Origin of the sequence: Pseudomonas sp. ZY71, assembly GCF_036542145.1 — a bacterium.
GTDB classification, from domain to species: Bacteria; Pseudomonadota; Gammaproteobacteria; order Pseudomonadales; family Pseudomonadaceae; genus Aquipseudomonas; species Aquipseudomonas koreensis_A.
In genome coordinates, this window is the sequence record NZ_CP144274.1 from 1,429,629 (window position 1) to 1,449,815 (window position 20,187).

Annotated in this window: 18 protein-coding genes; 8 read left to right on the forward strand and 10 right to left on the reverse strand. The window is 60.5% G+C overall.

The window, feature by feature from the left end; genetic code table 11:
• Positions 1 to 50: 50 nt before the first annotated feature.
• The 5 genes from VY732_RS06240 to VY732_RS06260 form a co-directional block, all read right to left on the reverse strand.
• The gene (locus VY732_RS06240; RefSeq protein ID WP_008083900.1) at positions 51 to 833 is read right to left on the reverse strand and encodes a transporter substrate-binding domain-containing protein; all 783 of its coding nucleotides are present in this window, start codon (positions 831 to 833) and stop codon (positions 51 to 53) included.
• 351 nt (positions 834 to 1,184) lie between these two features.
• Positions 1,185 to 2,873 (reverse strand): ATP-dependent DNA ligase, encoded by a 1,689-nt coding sequence (locus VY732_RS06245; protein WP_331694961.1) that lies wholly within the window; start codon positions 2,871 to 2,873, stop codon positions 1,185 to 1,187.
• A complete protein-coding gene (locus tag VY732_RS06250) occupies positions 2,870 to 3,904 on the reverse strand; it encodes a ligase-associated DNA damage response exonuclease (protein WP_123594840.1) in 1,035 nt (344 codons plus the stop codon). Before VY732_RS06250 ends, VY732_RS06245 begins: the two co-directional genes overlap by 4 nt.
• A gap of 334 nt (positions 3,905 to 4,238) precedes the next feature.
• Positions 4,239 to 6,689 (reverse strand): penicillin acylase family protein, encoded by a 2,451-nt coding sequence (locus VY732_RS06255; RefSeq protein ID WP_331694962.1) that lies wholly within the window; start codon positions 6,687 to 6,689, stop codon positions 4,239 to 4,241.
• Between the two features lie 191 nt (positions 6,690 to 6,880).
• Positions 6,881 to 7,525: a glutathione binding-like protein gene (locus VY732_RS06260; protein WP_331694963.1), complete on the reverse strand. Its 645-nt coding sequence runs from the start codon at positions 7,523 to 7,525 to the stop codon at positions 6,881 to 6,883.
• Between the two features lie 146 nt (positions 7,526 to 7,671).
• On the opposite strand from VY732_RS06260, the gene VY732_RS06265 reads away from it, so the two are divergent.
• Positions 7,672 to 8,229 (forward strand): cysteine hydrolase family protein, encoded by a 558-nt coding sequence (locus tag VY732_RS06265; protein WP_331694964.1) that lies wholly within the window; start codon positions 7,672 to 7,674, stop codon positions 8,227 to 8,229.
• Between the two features lie 397 nt (positions 8,230 to 8,626).
• On the opposite strand, the gene VY732_RS06270 is transcribed toward VY732_RS06265, so the two are convergent.
• The 4 genes from VY732_RS06270 to VY732_RS06285 form a co-directional block, all read right to left on the reverse strand.
• Positions 8,627 to 8,830 carry an SEC-C metal-binding domain-containing protein gene (locus VY732_RS06270; RefSeq protein WP_003198420.1) on the reverse strand — a complete coding sequence of 68 codons (204 nt, stop codon included), beginning with the start codon at positions 8,828 to 8,830 and terminating at the stop codon, positions 8,627 to 8,629.
• Positions 8,827 to 9,321: an LEA type 2 family protein gene (locus VY732_RS06275; RefSeq protein WP_034154968.1), complete on the reverse strand. Its 495-nt coding sequence runs from the start codon at positions 9,319 to 9,321 to the stop codon at positions 8,827 to 8,829. The genes VY732_RS06270 and VY732_RS06275 overlap by 4 nt, the downstream gene beginning before the upstream one ends.
• A 115-nt stretch (positions 9,322 to 9,436) precedes the next feature.
• Positions 9,437 to 9,913 carry a YchJ family protein gene (locus VY732_RS06280; RefSeq protein WP_331694967.1) on the reverse strand — a complete coding sequence of 159 codons (477 nt, stop codon included), beginning with the start codon at positions 9,911 to 9,913 and terminating at the stop codon, positions 9,437 to 9,439.
• A 4-nt stretch (positions 9,914 to 9,917) separates the two neighbouring features.
• Positions 9,918 to 10,415, reverse strand: coding sequence for a DUF6231 family protein (locus VY732_RS06285; protein WP_137217580.1), 498 nt, complete (start codon positions 10,413 to 10,415; stop codon positions 9,918 to 9,920).
• A 199-nt stretch (positions 10,416 to 10,614) separates the two neighbouring features.
• Between VY732_RS06285 and VY732_RS06290 the strand changes: the two genes are divergently transcribed.
• The 4 genes from VY732_RS06290 (at position 10,615) to VY732_RS06305 (ending at position 13,319) form a co-directional block, all read left to right on the forward strand.
• Positions 10,615 to 11,310, forward strand: a complete 696-nt coding sequence (locus tag VY732_RS06290) for an OmpA family protein (protein ID WP_007918596.1) — start codon at positions 10,615 to 10,617, stop codon at positions 11,308 to 11,310.
• Between the two features lie 91 nt (positions 11,311 to 11,401).
• Positions 11,402 to 12,124, forward strand: a complete 723-nt coding sequence (locus VY732_RS06295; RefSeq protein WP_331694968.1) for an OmpA family protein — start codon at positions 11,402 to 11,404, stop codon at positions 12,122 to 12,124.
• A gap of 162 nt (positions 12,125 to 12,286) precedes the next feature.
• The gene (locus VY732_RS06300) at positions 12,287 to 12,568 is read left to right on the forward strand and encodes a DUF1145 domain-containing protein (protein WP_077571401.1); all 282 of its coding nucleotides are present in this window, start codon (positions 12,287 to 12,289) and stop codon (positions 12,566 to 12,568) included.
• Positions 12,561 to 13,319 (forward strand): collagen-like protein, encoded by a 759-nt coding sequence (locus tag VY732_RS06305; protein ID WP_331694969.1) that lies wholly within the window; start codon positions 12,561 to 12,563, stop codon positions 13,317 to 13,319. The genes VY732_RS06300 and VY732_RS06305 overlap by 8 nt, the downstream gene beginning before the upstream one ends.
• 195 nt (positions 13,320 to 13,514) lie before the next feature.
• Here the strand turns inward: VY732_RS06305 and VY732_RS06310 are convergent, their stop codons facing one another.
• Positions 13,515 to 13,979: a DUF2269 family protein gene (locus VY732_RS06310; RefSeq protein WP_331694970.1), complete on the reverse strand. Its 465-nt coding sequence runs from the start codon at positions 13,977 to 13,979 to the stop codon at positions 13,515 to 13,517.
• A 99-nt stretch (positions 13,980 to 14,078) separates the two neighbouring features.
• Here VY732_RS06310 and dinG point away from each other — a divergent pair, with 99 nt between their 5' ends.
• The 3 genes from dinG to VY732_RS06325 all read left to right on the forward strand — a co-directional run bounded on the left by dinG (position 14,079) and on the right by VY732_RS06325 (position 20,177).
• On the forward strand, positions 14,079 to 16,223 hold the full coding sequence (dinG, locus tag VY732_RS06315; protein WP_034154974.1) for an ATP-dependent DNA helicase DinG: 2,145 nt from the start codon (positions 14,079 to 14,081) through the stop codon (positions 16,221 to 16,223).
• Positions 16,224 to 16,318: 95 nt separating this feature from the next.
• The gene (locus tag VY732_RS06320; RefSeq protein WP_331694971.1) at positions 16,319 to 18,799 is read left to right on the forward strand and encodes a beta-galactosidase; all 2,481 of its coding nucleotides are present in this window, start codon (positions 16,319 to 16,321) and stop codon (positions 18,797 to 18,799) included.
• Positions 18,800 to 19,031: 232 nt separating this feature from the next.
• Positions 19,032 to 20,177 (forward strand): serine hydrolase domain-containing protein, encoded by a 1,146-nt coding sequence (locus VY732_RS06325; RefSeq protein ID WP_331694972.1) that lies wholly within the window; start codon positions 19,032 to 19,034, stop codon positions 20,175 to 20,177.
• Positions 20,178 to 20,187: the final 10 nt, after the last annotated feature.

Below are 20,187 nucleotides of genomic sequence, written 5' to 3' on the forward strand. Positions count from 1 at the left end.
GCAACCTGAGCGGATGGAAAAGGCGCCCATCGAGGATGGGCGCCGGGGCATTATTTGCCGCTGTACAGATTCAGATCGCCAAAGTGTTTCTTTTGAATCTCGGCGTATTTGCCGTCATCGTGTAACGCTTTGATACCTTTATCTAAAAGCGCCTTCAGCTCAGTGTTACCTTTCTTAATACCGACAGCGGTTTTGGCTGGCAGCAATTCGTTGTCGACCGGCTTGCTGACGTCATAGTCGGCGCCCTGGGGCGACTTCAAAAAGCCCAGTTCGGCTTGCAGCATGTCCTGAATACCGGCGTCGAGACGGCCGGAAGTCAGGTCGGAATACACCTGATCCTGGTTCTGATAGGCCTGGGTTTTCACGCCGGCCTTGTCCAGCACGGCTTTGGCGTAGGCTTCCTGAATGGTGCCTTGTTCGTAGCCGACGGTTTTGCCCTTCAGCGACGCAACGTCTGCGGTGATGCCGGAGCCTTTTTTCGACACGTAAGCGGTCGGGCCGGAGAACAGTTCGCTGGAGAAGTCGATGACTTTTTCGCGGGCCGGGGTCACGGTCATCGACGAGATCACACCGTCGAATTTGTTGGCCTTGAGGCCCGGAATCATGCCGTCGAAGTCACTTTCGACCCACTTGCACTTGACCTTCAGTTCGGCGCAGATCGCGTTGCCCAGGTCGATGTCGAAGCCCACCAGGCTGCCGTCGGCCGCTTTCGACTCAAACGGTGCGTACGAAGGGTCAACGCCAAAGCGCAGCTCTTTGTATTCCTTGGCCAGCGCGGAGCCAGCGGCCATGCACAACGCCAGTGCAGAAAGGGTCAGCAATGCTTTTTTCATTATTCAATCCCTAAGAACCAATATGAGCGCTTGTGGCGCAGAATTATTGTTACTGGAACGCGTACGACCTATAGAAAGTAGCAATTTCCGAACCAGAGTCCCGAACAAGTGTTTTAAAAGGTGAGGAGAGCTACAAGATCAATGGATGAGTGCACGAAAACGGGCGCGGCAGAAAGCGTGCACTGATATGTGGCTTATCGGGGACAGGCAAGCAGATCGTTGATCGTTCCCACGCTCTGCGTGGTAATGCAGCCCGGGACGCTCCGCGTCCCCTCCAAGGCCGAACGCGGAGCGTCCGTTGAGGCATTCCCACGCGGAGCGTAGGAACGATCAATGTCCCGGGAAACGGGGTCAGGCGAGAAGATCCTGCAATGTGGCTAGGCTGTCCGCTTCATCCACGGTTTTATCCTGACGCCAGCGCAACATCCGGGGAAACCGCACGGCAATCCCGCTCTTATGCCGCCGCGACAGGGCGATGCCTTCGAAACCCAGCTCAAACACCAGACTCGGCTTCACACTGCTCACCGGGCCGAATTTCTCCACCGTGGTCTTGCGCACGATGCTGTCGACCTGACGCATCTCCGCATCGGTCAGCCCGGAATAGGCCTTGGCAAACGGCACCAGCGCGCGTTGGCTGGACTCGGGCGGGCCGTCCCACACGGCAAAGGTGTAATCGCTGTACAAACTGGCCCGCCGGCCATGGCCGCGCTGCGCATAAATCAACACGGCATCGACACTGAACGGATCGACTTTCCACTTCCACCAGACGCCCATGTCCTTGGTTCGCCCCACGCCATACAACGCGTCGCGCGCCTTGAGCATCATTCCCTCGACACCCAGTCGCCGCGAAGACTCGCGTTGGCGGGCGAGGTCGAACCAATCAGTGCCGGTCAGCACCGGTGAGGCCAGCAGCACCGGACTGTTACAGCGGGCGATGACCTCTTCCAGTTGCGCACGGCGTTTGGCCTGCGGCTGATTGCGCCAGTCTTCGCCCTGCCATTCGAGCAAGTCGTAGGCAAGCACCACCACCGGCACGTCTTCGAGGATTTTCTTGTCGAGGGTCTTGCGGCCGATGCGTTGTTGCAGCAGGGCGAAGGACTGCACGGCCGGTGGTTCGGTCGATTGCGGATCAAAGGCGTCTTCGGTGCGCGGGTGCGTGCTTTTCCACACGACGATTTCGCCGTCGATCACCGTGCCGTCGGGCAAGCCGTGTACCAGCACATCCAATTCGGGAAAACGCTCGGTGACCAGTTCCTCGCCCCGCGACCAAATCCATAGCCGCCCCTCGCGCTTGACCACTTGCGCGCGAATGCCATCCCATTTCCATTCAATCTGCCAATCGCTGGCCGGGCCGATCAGCGCTTCGAATTCTTCCACCGGTTGCGACAAGGCATGGGCGAGGAAGAACGGGTAGGGCTGACCGCCGCGCTGGGCATGTTCATCGCTGGACTCAGGGGCGATCAGTTTCAGGTAGCTGGCGGCGCTCGGCCGGTTGGACAGATCGGTGTAACCGACCAGACGCTGCGCCACGCGCTTGCTGTCCAGTCCGGCCATTGAGGCCAAGGCGCGGGTGACCAGCAATTTCGAGACGCCAACGCGGAAACTCCCGGTGATCAATTTGATGCAGAGCATCAGGCTCGATCGATCCAGTTGCGCCCACAGGGCCGGCAGTTGTCGGCTGAGGAACTCCGGGGTCTCACCGCGCAGCGGCAGGAGTTTGTCTTCGATCCATTCGGCGAGGCCAGCGTCGGAACTGTGCGGGTTTTCCGCGAGTACCAGCGAAATGGTTTCCGCGAGGTCGCCGACTGCTTGATAACTTTCTTCGAACAACCACGGTTCCAGGCCGGAAATCTCGACAGCCAGTTCGCGCAGGATTCTCACCGGCACCAGTTGCCGGGGCCGGCCACCGGACAAGAAGTACACCGCCCACGCGGCGTCGTGCGGTTCTGCTTGGGCGAAGTAGACCTGCATCGCCGCCAGTTTGGCGTTGCTTGACGTGGTCGCGTCGAGTTCGGCGTACAACTCGGCGAATGCTCTCATGCGGGCATCTCGGCGATGGTCGGTTCGGCAGCGATGTTTTCTTCTTCGTCATCGCCGTATTCAGTGTTGAAACCCTGGGCGTCCAGACCCTGTTCGCGCAGATGCCGCACGAGCACGCCAATCGAGCCGTGGGTGACCATCACCCGTTCCGCGCCGGTCTGCTCGATGGCCCAGAGCAGGCCGGGCCAGTCGGCGTGATCGGAGAGCACGAAACCGCGATCAACGCCGCGCCGCCGGCGGGTGCCGCGCAAACGCATCCAGCCGCTGGCAAACGCATCGCTGAACTCGCCGAAGCGGCGCATCCAGCTGCTGCCTCCCGCCGAGGGTGGGGCGATGACCAGGGCCTGGCGCATGATCGGGTCGCTTTTTTTCACGTCGCCGGCGTAGATCGTCGGCGGCAGGTACACGCCCGCCTCGCGGTAGACCCGATTCAGCGGCTCGACCGCGCCGTGGCTGAGGATCGGGCCGAGGCTTGCGTCGATACCGTGGAGAATTCGCTGGGCCTTGCCGAACGAGTAGCAGAACAACACGCTGGCCTTGCCGGCGGCGATGTTGGCGGCCCACCACTGGTTGATCTCGCTGAATACCTGCGCCTGTGGCTGCCAGCGATAAATCGGCAGGCCGAAGGTCGATTCGGTGATGAAGGTGTGGCAGCGCACCGGTTCGAACGGGGCGCAGGTGCCGTCGGGTTCGATTTTGTAGTCACCCGATGCGACCCAGACTTCGCCGCCGTATTCCAGACGTACTTGTGCCGAGCCGAGCACATGCCCGGCGGGGTGAAAACTCAAAGTGACGCCGTGGTGAGTCAGGCGCTGGCCGTAGGCGAGGGTTTGCAGGTTGATGTCCTGACCGAGTCGCGCGCGCAGAATGCCTTCGCTGGCGCTGCTTGCCAGGTAATGCTGATTGCCGGTGCGGGCGTGATCGCCGTGGGCATGGGTAATGACCGAGCGCTCGACAGGGCGCCACGGATCAATGTAGAAATCCCCGGCAGGGCAATAAAGACCTTCGGGACGGGCGATAACAAGGTCCATGTCGTTACCAGAAATGGGGGGCTTGTTAGCTATGAGGTTGGCGCGTGTCCGGAAGTTCTATCGACTTTGAAGAGCAACCCTCACCCCAGCCCTCTCCCAGAGGGAGAGGGGGCCGACCGAGGTGTCTGGCGAGTGACATCGACCTGAAAAACCGAGTCGATTATGGATTTGGCAGAGCACGGACCGACTTAACTCAGGATTTGGCAGAGCACGAACCGACTTAACTCAGGATTCGGCAGTGCCCGTTCAGGTCGGCGTATGACTCAAGCAACCCCCAATCAGTCCCCTCTCCCTCGGGGAGAGGGCTAGGGTGAGGGGCTTTTGACCTTTTGCCTTATTTACCGGGAGTAAGAGTCAAACGGGTTTTGCCATACACCCGATCAAAGTTCTGCGGCTGCATCGGCAGACCGATGTATTGCCCCTTCAGCCACGCATCGATGCCATTGAGGTAATTCGGGCTGACCGGATTCCCCGATTGCCCCGTGCCGTTCTGCCCCATCAGCGGCTCAGCCTGGCCGAAGTCGACAATGAAACGCATCGACGGCGCACGCGTGGTGGTGAAATCCTGACCCCAGGCGAACGCCGAAGTGTTCAACGTGGTGTGATCGCCACCGGCCGCCAGCGGCCCGCGCACGGTCTGGCCATTGCTGTTCTTCCAGGCATAGCTGTGCAATTTGCCCCACTGCCAGGCGCGGTGGTCGCCGCCCAACTGACTCTCGCCAGTGCTGATCGCCGCGGCGAAGCTGCGCGCGAGAATCAGCGCTTTGTCTTCTTTCTGCGGCGTACGAATGTCATCCCAGAACGGACTGTCCTCGCGTCCCAACAGATGGTCAGCCTGCGCCGCGTAGGACAAATCACCATTGGCGATAAACGCCTTCCACGCAGGACTCGACTCCGGGCCGAGTTCGTCGAGGAAGATCTGCTTCATGCTTTCCTGCAGGAACAACTCATAGATCGCCGCATCTGCCGAGATCGGGCTGAGCTTGCCGTCGAACGCCATCAACCGTGTAAACGCTTCACGCGCCTTGCTGCGATCTGCCTCCGGCAGGGCATCAATCGCCTGTTTCAGCGGTTGTTTCATGCCCGGCTCTTCGAAGACCTTCTTCAACTTGGCGGCAAACATGGTGGTCTGGTCGTATTGCATGGCGATCACGCTGCGGCTGTCGTGCTTGCCGCTGCCAGCCAGCTCCGCCAGACGTTCGCCACGTTCCGGTGCGGCCCACGAGTTCGACAATTGCATGCCGTAACCGTGAGGAATCACGCGCTGGTTGGCGGTGCCGAGCCAGCCTTGCGCCGGGTCCTGATCGTACGGGTGCAGCATCGGGTCGGCGTAACCGTCCCAGTCATAGCGACCCTCCCAGCCCGGCGACGGCAGCAAACCTTCACCTTCCCGGCGATTCGGGAAACGCCCGGTGACCTGCCAGCCAATATTGCTCGCATCGGCGAACACTAGATTCAGTGCGATAGCGCGAATTTCACGGCTGGCATCCGAGGCACGTTCAGCAGTTTGCGCACGGGTCAGATCAAAAAACGCATCCAGCGATTTGTCATCGGTGAAGCTCGGCGTCTGCAAGGCCAGGCCGAAACCGTTGCCTTGCGCCGCTGCCTGAGCACTGTTGAGCAGCGCGCCGTGGCGGGTTTCGTACACCGCTTCACGAATCGGTCGCTGGCCTTTGACGAAGTAGGTTTCGTTGCGCACGCCCAGCGGCTGCCATTTGCCGTTGACCTCGTAGGTCAAACTGCTGCCCTGACGACGGATTTTTTCCAGAAACAGGTCCTGGTTGTCGCCGAGCACGCTGGTCATGCTCCACGCCACTTTGCCGTTGAAACCACCGAGGACCAGCGGCAAACCGGCAACCGTGACGCCAGCGGCCTGATATTTCGGCGCGCGGATCTGCACGAAGCTCCACAGCGAGGGTGCGGCGAGCGGGCCATGGGCGTCGCTGGCCAGCAGGCTCTTGCCGCTGCGGCTGCGTTGTGGGGCGATTGCCCAGTTGTTCGAAGACGGGGTGCCGAGCAGGTTCAGCGCCGACAGTTGCTGGCTGGCGCTGCTCATCTCGGTCAGCCCCGGAATTTGCCCGTTGAGCTTGAGACCTTGCAGCTTGTCGGCCTCGGCCAGTGGCAGGTTTTCGTCGGGCGCCGACGGCGTTAGCCAAGCAAGTTTGTCGGTGGTCACGGTTTGTGCGAGCACCAGCGAGGAAATTTCTTCCGGCAGGTTGGCCGACTGGCTGAAATTCAACAGGGCGAAAATCAGCGCCGAGTCTTCCGGTTTCCAGTACTCAGGCTTGTAGCCGCTGGAGGCCAGATCGCCCGGCAGTTTGTCGGCGTAGCGGAACAGATAGGCGTTGACGCCCCGTGCATAGACTTCGAAGAAACGCTTGAGGCGTGGCGACGAGGCTTTGTACAGCTCAGCGGCGCTTTTCTTCAGATTGACCGCGCGCATGTAGCGGTCGGCATCGAGCATCGACGCGCCGGACATTTCCGCCAGACGGCCCTGTGCCAACAGGCGCAGGGTGACCATTTGATTGATGCGGTCGCTGGCGTGGACGTAGCCGAGGCTGAACAGTGCGTCGTGGAAAGTATTACTTTCGATCAACGGCATGCCCATGGCATTGCGGCGTACCGACACGTTCTGCGCCAGGCCCTTGAGCGGTTGCACGCCGGAGGTCGGCGGGAGGGTGTCCTGAGCGTTCCAGGTCTGGCAACCGGACAGGCCCAAAACACCGGCCACTGCTGCGGCAACGCCGAACCGGGGAAGAAAATGAGTAAGGGCTGGCGAGGCCATGGCAAAGCTCCTGCGGGGGGTAGCGTCAGTAAAGGCGCTACGTTAGTGAGCAGGAGGTGGCCGCGCAAGCGGGGGCAGGGGTTATTTGTGTATTTCTGTCGAATGGAAAAGATCGCAGCCTGCGGCAACTCCTGCATAGGCATGCATTCCCATGTAGGAGCTGCCGCAGGCTGCGATCTTTTGCCGTTAAATCAGGATTTGGGTGGATTGATTTTCTGCACCAGCGCGTAGGCCTTCACTGTCGCCGGGCGATCCTTGATGTGGTTGAACCAGCGCTGCACATGGGGGAAGTCTTCGAGATTCTGGCTCTGCCATTTGTGCGAGACGATCCACGGATAAATCGCCATGTCGGCAATGCTGTAGTCGTTGCCCGCAACGAATTCGTTCTCGGCCAGCTGCTTGTTCAACACGCCGTACAACCTTGCGGTCTCGTCGATGTAGCGCTTGATCGCGTAGGGGATTTTCTCCGGGGCGAACTGGCTGAAATGATGATTCTGCCCGGCCATTGGCCCCAGGCCACCCATTTGCCAGAACAGCCATTGCAGCGCCGTTTGCCGACCGCGCAGGTCTTTGGGCAGAAACTTCCCGGTCTTCTCCGCCAGATACAGCAGGATTGCCCCGGATTCGAACAGCGACAGCGGCTCGCCGCCATCGGCAGGCGTGTGGTCGACGATGGCCGGGATGCGATTGTTCGGGGCGATTTTCAGAAAGTGCGGCTGGAACTGCTCGCCTTGGCTGATGTTGATCGGGTGCACGTTGTACGGCAGGCCGGCTTCTTCGAGGAACAGGGAGATCTTGTGGCCGTTGGGGGTGGTCCAGTAATACAGGTCGATCATGGAAAACTCCAAAGCTGAAATGGACTTGCGTGTGGACAGCAAACGCCGGCGTCAGGTCGTCCCGTGTGCGTTCGATAGCTTGCTTAACAGGAAGAGGTGATGCTGAACTGCGCAGAATTCAATGACCCCGCATGAGAAAAAACGCCATGGAGCTTCAGGCCAACGCTGCACTGATCATCATCGACCAGCAAAAAGGCATCCTCGAGCCGCGTTTGGGGCGGCGCAATAATCCTCAGGCGGAAGAGCGAATCCTTGAATTGCTGGGGCTTTGGCGGCATAGCGCGAGGCCGGTGGTTCATGTGCAGCACCTGTCGCGGGAGCCGGATTCGGTGTTTTGGCCTGAGCAGGACGGGGTGGAATTTCAAGAGAGGTTTTTGCCGCAGGACGGTGAATGGCTGATTCAGAAGCAGGTGCCGGATGCGTTTTGTGCCACCGGGTTGGAGGCGCGGTTGCGGGAGGCGGGCATCTGCCAGTTGATCATCGTCGGTGTGGCGACCAACAACTCGGTGGAGTCGACAGCGCGCACGGCGGGGAATCTGGGGTTTGATGCGTGGGTGGCCGAGGATGCGTGCTTCACCTTCGACAAGGCCGATTATTTCGGCACATTGCGCACGGCGGAAGAGGTGCACGGAATGTCGCTGGGGAATTTGCACGGGGAGTATGCGGCGGTGGTCAGCTGTGCACAGATTTTGGCAGCAGGCTGAAAAGGACTCAGTGAATGTGCCGGCCCCTTCGCGAGCAGGCTCGCTCCCACAGGGGATTGCATTGCAACTGAAGAAACCCGCTCACCTGTAGGAGTGAGCCTGCTCGCGATAGCGGTTTTTCATGCGACAACGATGTTGCATGTGCCGGCCCCTTCGCGAGCAGGCTCGCTCCCACAGGGGATTGCATTGCAACTGAAGAAACCCGCTCACCTGTAGGAGTGAGCCTGCTCGCGAAAGCGGTCTGTCAGTTGCCAAGGATGTTGAATGTGCCGGCCTCATCGCGAGCAGGCTCACTCCTACAGGTATTGCATTCCAACTGAAGGAACTCGATTGACTGTGGGAGCGAGCCTGCTCGCGAAGGCGGCAGGTCAGGCGAAGAGGGTCTTCGCCCCGGGCATCACGCGCCGTGGCACTTCTTGAATTTCTTGCCGTTGCCGCATGGGCAAGGGTCGTTGCGGCCGACGTCTTTCAGGGCGTTGCGCACCGGTTCCTGGTGGGCGTGGCCGCAGTTCGGGCCGTGAACATGGCCGTGGTCATGGTCGTGATGATGGTCATGATCGTGGTTGCAGTCAGGGCCATGGACATGAGGTTGCTGGGTCATCGGTGTTGCTCCGGAATTAAATCGGCGGGGATTATCACGCCATTGCGCTCAAGGTGCACGTAGTGGGCGATGAATAAACCGGTTTCCATTTCACCCTGTAGTCGATAGGGAATCTGCTGGTTCGGATTTTTCAACATTTTCACCACGTCTTTTACCTTCGGCCAGAGATTGGTGCGGATCGGCACTTTGAAATAGGCGCTGCGCTTGGGCCCGACGGTGAACCAATGTTCATGCTCGCCTTCGGCCAGCAGCATATCGGCCAGATGAATGCGATATTCCAGCCCGCGCACGGTCAGGTCGCTGTCGTTGGGGTTATCGATGCGAAAGTGCAGGATGAATTTCTGTTCGAGCAGCTTGGCGCGCACCACTTCGACTTTCACCAGATGCACGGCGGGGTCGACGCTGTCATCGCTGAACCACGACGCGCAGCCGCCGAGGTTGAGGATCAGCATCAAAAACAGAAAATGTAGTGTGCGCCAGCGACCGAGCATGGTTTTACTCCCTTTGCGGGCAGTCTAGCCGCTAAAAGATCGCAGCCTGCGGCAGCTCCTACAGGGGAAACGCAAATCCTGTGTAGGAGCTGCCGCAGGCTGCGACCTTTTGATCTTAAGCGCCGAAATACCCCGCACAGCACTTCTTGAATTTCTGCCCGCTGGCGCACGGGCAGCTGTCATTGCGCCCCAATTTCAATTGCACCGTCGGATCAATGAAGTACCAGCGCCCGGCATTCTGCACAAACGATGAGCGTTCGCGGTGGCTGTGTTCGCCTTGGCTGTCGTGCCAGCGCGCAGTAAAGGTGACGAAGGCGTGTTCCGGCTGACCGCCAAAGACTTCCGAACTCTCCACCTCAAGGCCGAGCCAGGTGCTCTGCGCGCTCCAGTTGCTGATCGACTGGCGATCCAGCCCTGCTTGCTGAGCGGGCAGGGTGGTCGCCACCAGATAATCGATCAGGCCCAGCACATAGGCGCTGTAGCGCGAACGCATCAGGGCCTCAGCGCACGGCGCCGGATGGCCTTCGTGATAATGGCCGCAGCAGGCATCCAGCAGATTGCCGCTGCCGCAGGGGCAAATGGCTGTACTCATTGCATTACCACCAGTATTTCCCGAAGTTTTCCGGATTGGCCCAGAACCGTGAGTTGAGCCAGTCAGGGACTTGTTTGTAGTCAAGCAGATCATAGGTGAACAGGGTCAGCACTTGATCGTCGCGTTGAAAGCGTTCACTGGCTTGCAGCGCCAGTGAATAGAAGTCGGTTTCCTGCCAGCCGCTGGCCGACAGGTCTGCCAGCACAGCGATGCGGCTGGCGTTGAGATTGCGAATCCCGCCCAACAGGTTCAGGCCGTCGCGCTTGGGCAAATGTTCCAGACAATCGACCACCAGCGCCAGATCGAAACGCTGTGCCGCCAGTTCAGCAGGCAGTGCGCCCGGCGCTGCATGCGCGACGACGGTGTCCGGATGCGCCTCTTTGAAGGCATTCAATGCCGGAAACTCGCTGGCGCCGATCAACAGCAAGCGCGCCGGGGCGTAGCGATCCAGTAAAGCGGCCAACGCCTGTTGCGGCGTGCGGGAAGAAATGGCGACGTTCATCGAAGCTCCTCAATCAGACCGCCAAGACTAGCCTGCCTGACGTTGGCGGCAAAGAGCCCTGTTCCGCCCGTTTGCGGCAAATGTGCCGAAGTCCTGTGAACACGGTCGCAAACAGGCATGGCCTATTGCTGGCGGAGATTAAAACTCCGGTCTTTACTCCCTGAATCGGTTCTAAGCCGATCCCTCAGGAGAAAACCAGATGAGCATAGTTCGGACAGCATTACCTTTGATTCTGCTAACCAGTGTGTTGACTGGTTGCGCAGGTTTGCAGAAAACCGACTGGCCGACCTGTGCGGCGGTCGGTGGTGTCGTTGGTGCCGGTCTCGGCGCCACCGAAAGTTCGGCATGGGCCGGCTACGGTGCGCTGCTGGTCGGTGGCACGGCAGCGGCCTATTGCTGGGTGCACGGTGATGGCGACGAAGACGGCGATGGCGTGCCGGACAGTCGCGACAAGTGCCCGGGCACGCCTAAAGGCGTACAGGTCGACGCTGACGGTTGCCCTCCACCAGCGCCTGCACCCGTGGTCGAAGAAGCTGTAGTGGTCAAGGAAGAAACCATTGTTATCCGTGATGTGCACTTCCAGTTCGACAAAGCCACGCTGACCGGCCCTGACAAGCAAGTGCTCGACAAGGTCGCCACCCGCCTGAAACAGGAATCCTCGACGGCGCAACTGACCGTGACTGGTCATACCGATAGTGTGGGCAGCGATGCCTACAACAAAAAACTGTCGGATCGTCGCGCGCACTCGGTGGTGGACTACCTGATCCAGCAAGGTGTGCCTCGCGCCAGCTTCGTTTCGGTGTCCGGTCTGGGTGAAAGCCAGCCAGTGGCCGACAACAAAACTGCGGACGGTCGCGCGCAAAACCGTCGTACCGAAATCAAAATCCAGCGTTAAGCCCCTCTCGCATCCGCGCCTTGTGCAGTCGCGGATGCGGGTCTTTACTCCTGTGTAACCGGTATGGGCCGGTGACACAGGAGCTTTCACAATGACTGTTTTCTCAAGGTCCGTCTTGCCGGTGCTGCTGCTAGGCAGTTTGCTCACCGGTTGCGCCACCCACAGCGATGGCACTGCACCCCTCAATCAACGTACATGGCCGATCTGCAGCGTTATCGGCGGACTGGTCGGTGGCGGCCTCGGCGCTATCGAAAGCGCTGGCTGGGCCGGTGGCGGCGCAGCGCTGGGGATTCTTACCGGCGGACTGATCTGTTATGCCCAGGACGGCGATGAAGACGGCGACGGCGTGTTCGACCGCCGCGACCGTTGCCCGGACACCCCGGAAAATACCCCGGTCGATCACCGTGGTTGCCCGCTGCCACAGTACCCGGTCACGGAAAAAGTGCCGGAGCCTGCACCGCAAACCGAGGTCATCACCCTCAGCGATGCCGGCAACGTGCTGTTCGATTTCGACAAGTCCGACCTGACCCCGGCGGCCAAAGCCCAGCTCGATACGCTGATGGACAAACTGCGCAATGCTGACGTGGTGAGCATCAAGGTCATCGGTCACACCGACAGCAAAGGGTCGGATGCCTACAACCAGGCATTGTCGGAACGGCGTGCGAGCAGTGTCGCCGCTTATCTGCTGAGCCAGGGCCTGGCGCCGAACAAACTCACCAGTGAAGGTCGCGGTGAAAGCGAGCCGGTTGCCGATAACGCCACCGATGAAGGGCGCGCGCAGAACCGTCGTGTGGAGTTGCACATCAATCGTTAGGACGCGTCTGTAGGGTGCAGGCTAGAGCTGCCGGGCGACGATCAGCGTCGTTTCGGCAGCCATTTGGCAGACGATCGAAGTTTTTTCATTTATCCCTCTGGCTTATCCCCCGCAGAAGCCGTTACTGTGCGCCCAAAGAATAATTCGCAACACGGGGGGCGTATGAAAGTGTTCTGGGGGCTGGGGCGGTTGTTGACCCTGCTGTTCTGCTGCGTGGTGCTGGCCAATCAACTGGTGCCTTTCGTACATCCGCTGCATCTGCTGGTCAATCTGGCCGGCGGTTTGCTGTTGCTGATCCATGTGTTCGAAGTGCTGCTGTGCAATCGCAGCCTCAAGGGGCGTGAGCACCCTTGGCGTGACCGTGGTCGCATCCTGTTGTTTGGCGTTTTCCACCTGCAAACCATCCCGGCCCCGGCCGCTCCGGAGGCTTCTTCCCATGCGTAAACTCTGCTTGCTCGCTGCATTCATCAGCCCATTGGCCTGTGCTCAAGTGGTCAGCGTCGAAACCAATTCGCTGATGCGTTTGCCCAACACGGCCAGCACGTTGCAGCTGGAAAAACTGGAAGTGGCCGATTACGGCACGCTGTTGATTCCTGCCAACGTGACCGAATTGACCGTCGGTGAACTGCGCCTTGGCCATGAAGCGCGCATTGCAATCGTTCCGGGTGAACAGGCGCTGGACATGAAGGTCGCGCGCGCCGAGCTGAGCGATGGCAGCAAGATCACCGCACGCGGTGCGCCGGGCACTTATGAAAAAGCCGCTCGCGCCGGACGTAATCTGAATCTGCAATTCAAGGCGTTGAATGCGCCGCAACTGTTGGTCGACGCCCGTGGCGGCACCGGTGCGCCGGGTTTTGTCGGCCTGGATGGCGGGAATGGTGAAGACCCAGGCTGTACTTATGGCTCGGCCGGGCATGGTTTTGATGGCAGTAACGGCAGTGACGGCCAACCTGGCGCACCGGGTGCGCTGGTGCGCCTTGAAGTGCCGCGCGAGTTTCCGGTCGAGCTGATCAAGGTCAATGTCGCTGGCGGTCCTGGAGGCCCGGCGGGTGTTGGCGGTAAAGCAGGGAAGGGCGGCCAGTCCAAGGGCTGCCTGGTGTATCGCGCTGATGGCGGCAAGAACGGCAAGGCCGGGGCGGATGGACAGCCTGGGCCGGTGGGGGCGGCGGGTGCTGTAAATGTGCAGCGCCTCTGAAAGTTTTACCCTCACCCTAGCCCTCTCCCGGAGGGAGAGGGGGCCGACCGAGATGTCTGGCGTTATACATCGACCTGAAAGATCGGGTCGATTATGGATTCAAAGCCGGTCTCTCAAGTCGGCGTATCCCTCAAATATCCCCCATTCGGTTCCCTCTCCCCCCGGGAGAGGGCTAGGGTGAGGGGCTTTTGATTTTCAGATCATCGGCCTCGCCGCCGCAATCGCCACCAGCACCAACCCCACAATCAAGTTAAGCCCCACCACCCGCCGAATCCGCCCCAACACTGCCGCACCCTCCGGCCAGTCCTTCGCTTCCACCGCTTTACGCAGCTCCGGCAGCATCAACCCCTGAATGCGGATAAACAGCGCCGTCATCACCACATACAAGCCCATCATCACCTGCACATACTTCGGCGCGGTCTCAAAACCGACCTGTTGCAAATGCAGCATGCCCACACCGCTGATCGGCAACAGGATCACCGCGACCCAGACCCAGCGAAAAAAACCTTGAAACACTTCCACCCACAGGGTCAGTCGAGCAGGACCGTCGAGGGCCTTCACAGCCGCCGGGCGCAGGACCATCCAAGCGAAAAACATACCGCCGACCCAGACCAGGGCGGACAGCACATGCAAGGGGTAAACGAGGCTAAAAGGTGTCATTGGGGCACTCCGTTCTGCGCGGGATTAATTAGCGGGGTATGATAGCCGCCATCCGAAACCACTGAAAATTTATCCAGCGTTTTTTGCGCCCGACAATTCATGATCAGCACTGAACTCAAAACCACGATCCAGGGCGCCTACTCGCGTTTTCTAGAGGCCAAGAGCCTCAAGCCGCGTTACGGCCAGCGCCTGATGATCGCTGAAATTGCGAAAGTCCTCGGGGATATCGACACCGACGACGAAGGCCGGCGCAGTGGCGACCCCGCGATTGTCGCGGTGGAAGCCGGCACCGGTACCGGCAAGACAGTGGCCTACAGCATGGCGGCGATCCCCACGGCCAAAGCCGCCGGCAAACGTCTGGTCATCGCCACCGCGACCGTGGCCCTGCAAGAGCAGATCGTCTACAAGGATTTGCCCGACCTGATGCGCAACAGCGGGCTGAATTTCACCTTCGCCCTGGCCAAGGGCCGTGGTCGCTACATGTGCCTGTCCAAGCTCGACATGTTGCTGCAGGAAGGTCACGCGCAAACCGCCACCGCCCAGCTGTTCGAAGAAGAAGGCTTCAAGATCGAGGTCGATGAGGCCAGTCAGAAGCTGTTCACCAGCATGATCGAGAAGCTTGCCGGCAATAAATGGGACGGCGACCGCGACAGTTGGCCCAATGCGCTGGAAGACGCCGACTGGGCGCGCCTGACCACCGATCACAGCCAGTGCACCAATCGTCATTGCCCGAACTTCGGCCAGTGCGCCTTCTACAAGGCCCGCGAAGGCATGGGCAAGGTCGACGTGATCGTCACCAACCACGACATGGTCCTGGCTGACCTCGCCTTGGGCGGCGGCGCTGTGCTGCCGGACCCGCGTGACACCATTTACGTGTTCGACGAAGGTCATCACCTGCCGGACAAGGCCATCGGCCACTTCGCTCACTACACGCGCCTGCGTTCCACGGCCGACTGGCTGGAAACCACCGCGAAAAACCTGACCAAGCTGCTGGCCCAGCATCCGCTGCCGGGCGACCTCGGCAAATTGATCGAACAAGTGCCTGAGCTGGCGCGGGAGATCAAAGCCCAGCAGCAGTTCATGTTCAGCGCCTGTGAGCAGGTCGCCGATTTCAAACCCGGCGAAGACGTCGAGGGCCGTGAGCGTCCGCGCCATCGTTTCGTCGCCGGGGTGATTCCCGAGCACATGCGCGAAATGGGCATCGAGCTGAAAAAAGGCTTTTCGCGCCTCAACGATCTGTTCACGCGCCTGACCGACCTGCTCAAGGAAGGCATGGACGGCGAGGTCAACATCGGCATCGCCAGCAATCAGGCTGAAGAGTGGTATCCGCTGTTCGGCAGCCTGTTGTCCCGCGCCTCCGGCAATTGGGAACTGTGGACCGCGTTCACCGCCGAAGACCCGGAAGACAGCCCGCCGATGGCGCGCTGGCTGACGTTGGCCGAAAGCGGTTCGCTGTTCGACATTGAGGTCAACGCCAGCCCGATTCTGGCGGCGGAGACCTTGCGCCGCAGCTTGTGGAATGTCGCTTACGGTTGCCTCGTAACGTCGGCGACCCTGACCGCGCTGGGCACCTTCGACCGCTTCCGCATGCGCGCCGGTCTGCCGAAAAAAGCCGTCACCGCGGTGGTGCCAAGCCCGTTCCATCACGCTGATGCCGGTGTGTTGCGCGTGCCGGATCTGAAGGCCGATCCACGCGATGCCGCTGCTCATACGGCAGCGATCATCCGTGAGCTGCCGGATCTGGTCGAAGGCTCGCGCGGCACCCTGGTGCTGTTCTCTTCGCGCAAACAGATGCAGGACGTGTTCGACGGCCTCGACCGCGACTGGCGCAAGCAAGTGTTCATTCAAGGCAATCTGTCGAAACAGGAAACCCTGAACAAGCACAAGGCGCGAGTCGATGGCGGTGATTCCAGCGTGCTGTTCGGTCTCGCCAGTTTTGCCGAAGGCGTCGACTTGCCGGGTGCCTACTGCGAGCACGTGGTGATTGCCAAGATCCCGTTCTCGGTGCCGGATGATCCGGTCGAAGCGGCGCTGTCGGAGTGGATCGAAGCCCGTGGCGGCAATCCGTTCATGGAAATCTCTGTGCCCGATGCCTCGCTGAAGCTGGTTCAGGCTTGCGGGCGTCTGCTGCGTACCGAAGAAGACCGCGGCACCATCACTTTGCTCGATCGGCGCCTGGTCACCCAGCGCTACGGCAAGGCGATCCTCAATGCGTTGCCACCTTTCCGTCGTGAAATATCCTGAGACAACGGTGGGCAGTTTTGCCCGCCGTGTTGTCTATCTCTCTGCTATTGCTTTTCCATTGGCCATTGTTGGTCGTTAGGGAGAACTCCGTTCTTATGATCCGCCGTTCGTTGCCTGCCGTATTCGCTTTGATCTTCGCCACGCCGCTGTTCGCGGCGCCTGCGGGTCAGCAGACCCTGTTCAACTTTGTCCGTCCTGCCGACGTGGTGAAAATCGCCACCGAAAACGCGGATCTGCCGCAAGCCAACGCCGAGCAAACGCCTGAAGGCGAAGTGCTGCGCCGGGTGACGTTCAATCCGGTGGCGCGCCCGACCTTGCGGCTCACGCCGCAGACCGGCGCTTGGGACTGGTCGCAGTCGGGCATGATGACCCTGCGATTGCAGAGCGCAATGGACTGGGCGGTGACGGTCTACGTGCAAATCCAGAGCAACGACGGTCGCACACTGGTCAGCCGCGTCGACCTGCCGGCAGGCCCGGCGCAGACGTTGCTGGTACCGCTGGTGGCGTCCGCACCGCTTGGTCAAGGTATGAAGGCCGGGCCGCCGATGCCGATGACAGTCGATGGTCAGCGGATCCTGTTGGCCAGCAGCAGCGGCGAGATCGATCGCAGCCAAGTGGTTTCGGTGAGCCTGTCGATGGATCAGCCGAAAGTTGCCCAGAGCCTGCTGCTCGAACGCTTTGGCGTGCAGGACGGCGATTCGGTCACCCAGGCGGTGTACGGCAATCTGGTCGACGCTTACGGGCAATCGACCCGCAGCAAGTGGCCGGAAAAAATCAGTAATGACGAACAACTGAAATCCGCCGCCGCCAAGGAACAGCAACAGCTGAAAACCTGGCTGGCCGAGCGTGAGAAGTCCTCGCTGGACAAGTTCGGTGGCTGGAACAAAGGCCCGGCCTTCAAGGCCAGCGGTTTCTTCCGCACCGAAAAGCGTGATGGCCGCTGGTATCTGGTCACGCCTGAAGGTCATCCGTTTTATTCTTTAGGCGTGAACACCGTCAGCCCCCAGGTCAACCAGACCTACGTGGCCGGTCGTGAGTACATGTTTGAATCCCTGCCTAAGTCTGATGAACCCTTGGCCAGACACTTTGGCGAAGGCGACAACCGTGGTGGCAACGGTGTCGATCAGGGCCGGGGTTACGGCAACGGGCGCTGGTACGACTTCTACGGCGCCAACCTGCAGCGCGTGTACGGTGAACCGTGCAAAGCCGACAGTGAGAGCAAGTCCGGAGTCGCCGAAGCGGCCAAGTCTGCCGCCGCTGAAACGGCCGCAGTGAAAGCCGCAGAGCCTGTCTCTGTACCTGCGGAACCGAAGTCCGGTGTCGCTGAAGCAGCCAAGACTGAAACCGTACAAGCAACGACAGAAAAAGCTGCCGAGCCGTGCACGGCCACTGTCGATGAGCAACAGTGGGCCAGCCACACGCTTGATCGCTTGCAAGCCTGGGGCTTCAACACGGTCGGCAACTGGAGTGCCGATTCGCTGAGTGATGCCGAGCGCGTGCCGTACACTTTGCCGCTGTCGATCGTCGGTGACTACACCAGCATCAGCACCGGCAGCGACTGGTGGGGCGGTATGCCGGATCCGTTTGATCCGCGTTTCGCCATGGCCACCGAGCGCGCCGTCGCCATCGCCGCCCGCGATCACCGCGACGATCCGTGGCTGATCGGCTATTACGCCGACAACGAACTGGCGTGGGCTGGTCCCGGTGATGATCCGAAATCCCGTTATGCGCTGGCTTACGGCACGTTGAAGATGACCACCGACGTGCCGGCCAAGCGTGCGTTCCTCAAGCAATTGCGCGACAAGTACCGCAATCAGGCGGGGCTGTCGAAGGCGTGGGGCATCGATCTGCCGGCGTGGGAATTGATGGAAGACCCGGGTTTCGTGCCACCACTGCCGAATCCCGAGCATCCGGAAATCGAGGCGGACTTCAAATATTTCCAGAAAGTCTTCGCCGACACTTACTTCAAAACCATCTCCGACTCGCTGAAATGGCATGCGCCGAACCAGTTGCTGCTTGGCGGCCGTTTCGCCATCAGTACTCCGGAAGCCGTGGCGTCCTGCGCGCAGTATTGCGATGTGCTGAGCTTCAACATGTACACGCTGAAACCGCAGGACGGCTATGACTTTGCCGCGCTGAGCGCTTTGGACAAACCGGTACTGATCACCGAGTTCAACTTCGGCTCGGCCGATCGCGGCCCGTTCTGGGGCGGCGTGACGCCAGTGGCCAAGGAAGAAGATCGCGGCCCGGCGTATGCCAATTTCCTCAAACAGGCCTTGAACGAACCGTCGATTGTCGGCGTGCATTGGTTCCAGTATCTGGATCAACCGGTGACCGGGCGTCTGCTCGATGGCGAGAATGGTCACTTTGGTCTGGTGGGCGTGACGGATTTGCCATATCAGGGTTTTGTCGAATCGGTGCGCAAGAGCAATTTGCAGGCGATTGATCAGCTTGGCAAAGAGGCTGAGAAAGCGGCCGCCGCAGCGGGGCATGAGGCTGAAGGCGGGCGCAAAGGCGAGGCGGGTAAAGGGCCGGGGGCAGGGCATGCCGGTGGTCATTCCGGCAATGGTCACTGAGTCCTGAGGCACCGCGTCATCGTTCTTCGTCGGAACGCCGCCCGGAGCAGGCTCCCACAGGAGATCTTTAGTGATACAGAGATCCAGTGTGGGAGCGAGCCTGCTCGCGAAGGCGTCAGCCGCCTCAGCGAAATTTCTGAAATAACCGTCCGGCCCGCAGCTGTTCCCAAATCCCTCTAGGGCTGGAACAATGCGGGCCACTTTGTAGAGCGTTTTCGCGGGGGAGTTGCGGGTGCAGATTCAGGGACATTACGAGCTTCAATTCGAAGCGGTGCGCGAAGCCTTTGCCGCACTGTTCGACGATCCCCAAGAACGCGGCGCAGCCCTGTGCATCAAGGTCGGTGGAGAAACCGTCCTCGACCTCTGGTCCGGCACTGCCGACAAGGATGGCGCCGAGGCCTGGCACAGCGACACCATTGCCAACCTGTTCTCCTGCACCAAAACCTTTACCGCCGTCACCGCGCTGCAACTGGTCGGTGAAGGCAAGCTGCAATTGGATGTTCCAGTCGCCCGCTACTGGCCGGAATTCGCCGCCGCTGGCAAAGAATCCGTGACCCTGCGCCAATTGCTCTGCCACCAGGCCGGTCTGCCGGCACTGCGCGAGCTGCTGGCGCCGGAAGCACTTTACGAATGGCAAACCATGGTCGATGCCCTTGCGGCCGAAGCACCATGGTGGACGCCGGGCACCGGTCACGGCTACGCCGCAATCACTTACGGCTGGCTGATCGGCGAATTGCTGCGCCGTGCTGACGGTCGCGGGCCGGGCGAATCCATCGTCGCGCGTGTCGCCAAACCTTTGGGTCTGGATTTTCACGTCGGTCTGGCTGACGAAGAATTCCACCGCGTGGCGCACATCGCGCGCGGCAAGGGCAACGCCGGCGATGCCGCCGCGCAACTCCTGCTGCAAGTGACCATGCGCGAGCCCACCGCGATGACCACTCGCGCTTTTACCAACCCACCTTCAGTGCTCACCAGCACCAACAAACCGGAATGGCGGCGCATGCAGCAACCGGCGGCCAATGGCCACGGCAATGCGCGCAGTCTGGCCGGTTTCTACGCGGGTCTGCTCGACGGCAGCCTGCTCGAAAGCGACATGCTTGAAGAGCTGACCCGCGAACACAGCCTCGGCGAAGACAAGACACTGTTGACCCGGACTCGTTTTGGCCTCGGCTGCATGCTTGATCAGCCGGACGTGCCCAACGCCACTTATGGCCTCGGCCCCAAGGCGTTTGGTCATCCGGGCGCGGGCGGTTCCATCGGTTTCGCTGATCCTGAGCATGATGTCGCCTTCGGTTTTGTGACAAATACCCTTGGGCCGTACGTCTTGATGGATCCGCGTGCGCAGAAGCTCGCGCGGGTGCTTGCCACTTGTCTGTAAAGTTGCATCC

Bases quoted from the DNA above. Each gene is read 5' to 3' on its own strand.
- dinG (WP_034154974.1), top strand. From the start codon at position 14,079: ATGATCAGCACTGAACTCAAAACCACGATCCAGGGCGCCTACTCGCGT.
- VY732_RS06295 (WP_331694968.1), top strand. From the start codon at position 11,402: ATGACTGTTTTCTCAAGGTCCGTCTTGCCGGTGCTGCTGCTAGGCAGT.
- VY732_RS06305 (WP_331694969.1), top strand. From the start codon at position 12,561: ATGCGTAAACTCTGCTTGCTCGCTGCATTCATCAGCCCATTGGCCTGT.
- VY732_RS06255 (WP_331694962.1), bottom strand. From the start codon at position 6,689: ATGGCCTCGCCAGCCCTTACTCATTTTCTTCCCCGGTTCGGCGTTGCC.
- VY732_RS06275 (WP_034154968.1), bottom strand. From the start codon at position 9,321: ATGCTCGGTCGCTGGCGCACACTACATTTTCTGTTTTTGATGCTGATC.
- VY732_RS06260 (WP_331694963.1), bottom strand. From the start codon at position 7,525: ATGATCGACCTGTATTACTGGACCACCCCCAACGGCCACAAGATCTCC.
- VY732_RS06245 (WP_331694961.1), bottom strand. From the start codon at position 2,873: ATGAGAGCATTCGCCGAGTTGTACGCCGAACTCGACGCGACCACGTCA.
- VY732_RS06250 (WP_123594840.1), bottom strand. From the start codon at position 3,904: ATGGACCTTGTTATCGCCCGTCCCGAAGGTCTTTATTGCCCTGCCGGG.
- VY732_RS06240 (WP_008083900.1), bottom strand. From the start codon at position 833: ATGAAAAAAGCATTGCTGACCCTTTCTGCACTGGCGTTGTGCATGGCC.
- VY732_RS06300 (WP_077571401.1), top strand. From the start codon at position 12,287: ATGAAAGTGTTCTGGGGGCTGGGGCGGTTGTTGACCCTGCTGTTCTGC.
- VY732_RS06310 (WP_331694970.1), bottom strand. From the start codon at position 13,979: ATGACACCTTTTAGCCTCGTTTACCCCTTGCATGTGCTGTCCGCCCTG.
- VY732_RS06290 (WP_007918596.1), top strand. From the start codon at position 10,615: ATGAGCATAGTTCGGACAGCATTACCTTTGATTCTGCTAACCAGTGTG.
- VY732_RS06265 (WP_331694964.1), top strand. From the start codon at position 7,672: ATGGAGCTTCAGGCCAACGCTGCACTGATCATCATCGACCAGCAAAAA.
- VY732_RS06285 (WP_137217580.1), bottom strand. From the start codon at position 10,415: ATGAACGTCGCCATTTCTTCCCGCACGCCGCAACAGGCGTTGGCCGCT.
- VY732_RS06320 (WP_331694971.1), top strand. From the start codon at position 16,319: ATGATCCGCCGTTCGTTGCCTGCCGTATTCGCTTTGATCTTCGCCACG.
- VY732_RS06280 (WP_331694967.1), bottom strand. From the start codon at position 9,913: ATGAGTACAGCCATTTGCCCCTGCGGCAGCGGCAATCTGCTGGATGCC.
- VY732_RS06270 (WP_003198420.1), bottom strand. From the start codon at position 8,830: ATGACCCAGCAACCTCATGTCCATGGCCCTGACTGCAACCACGATCAT.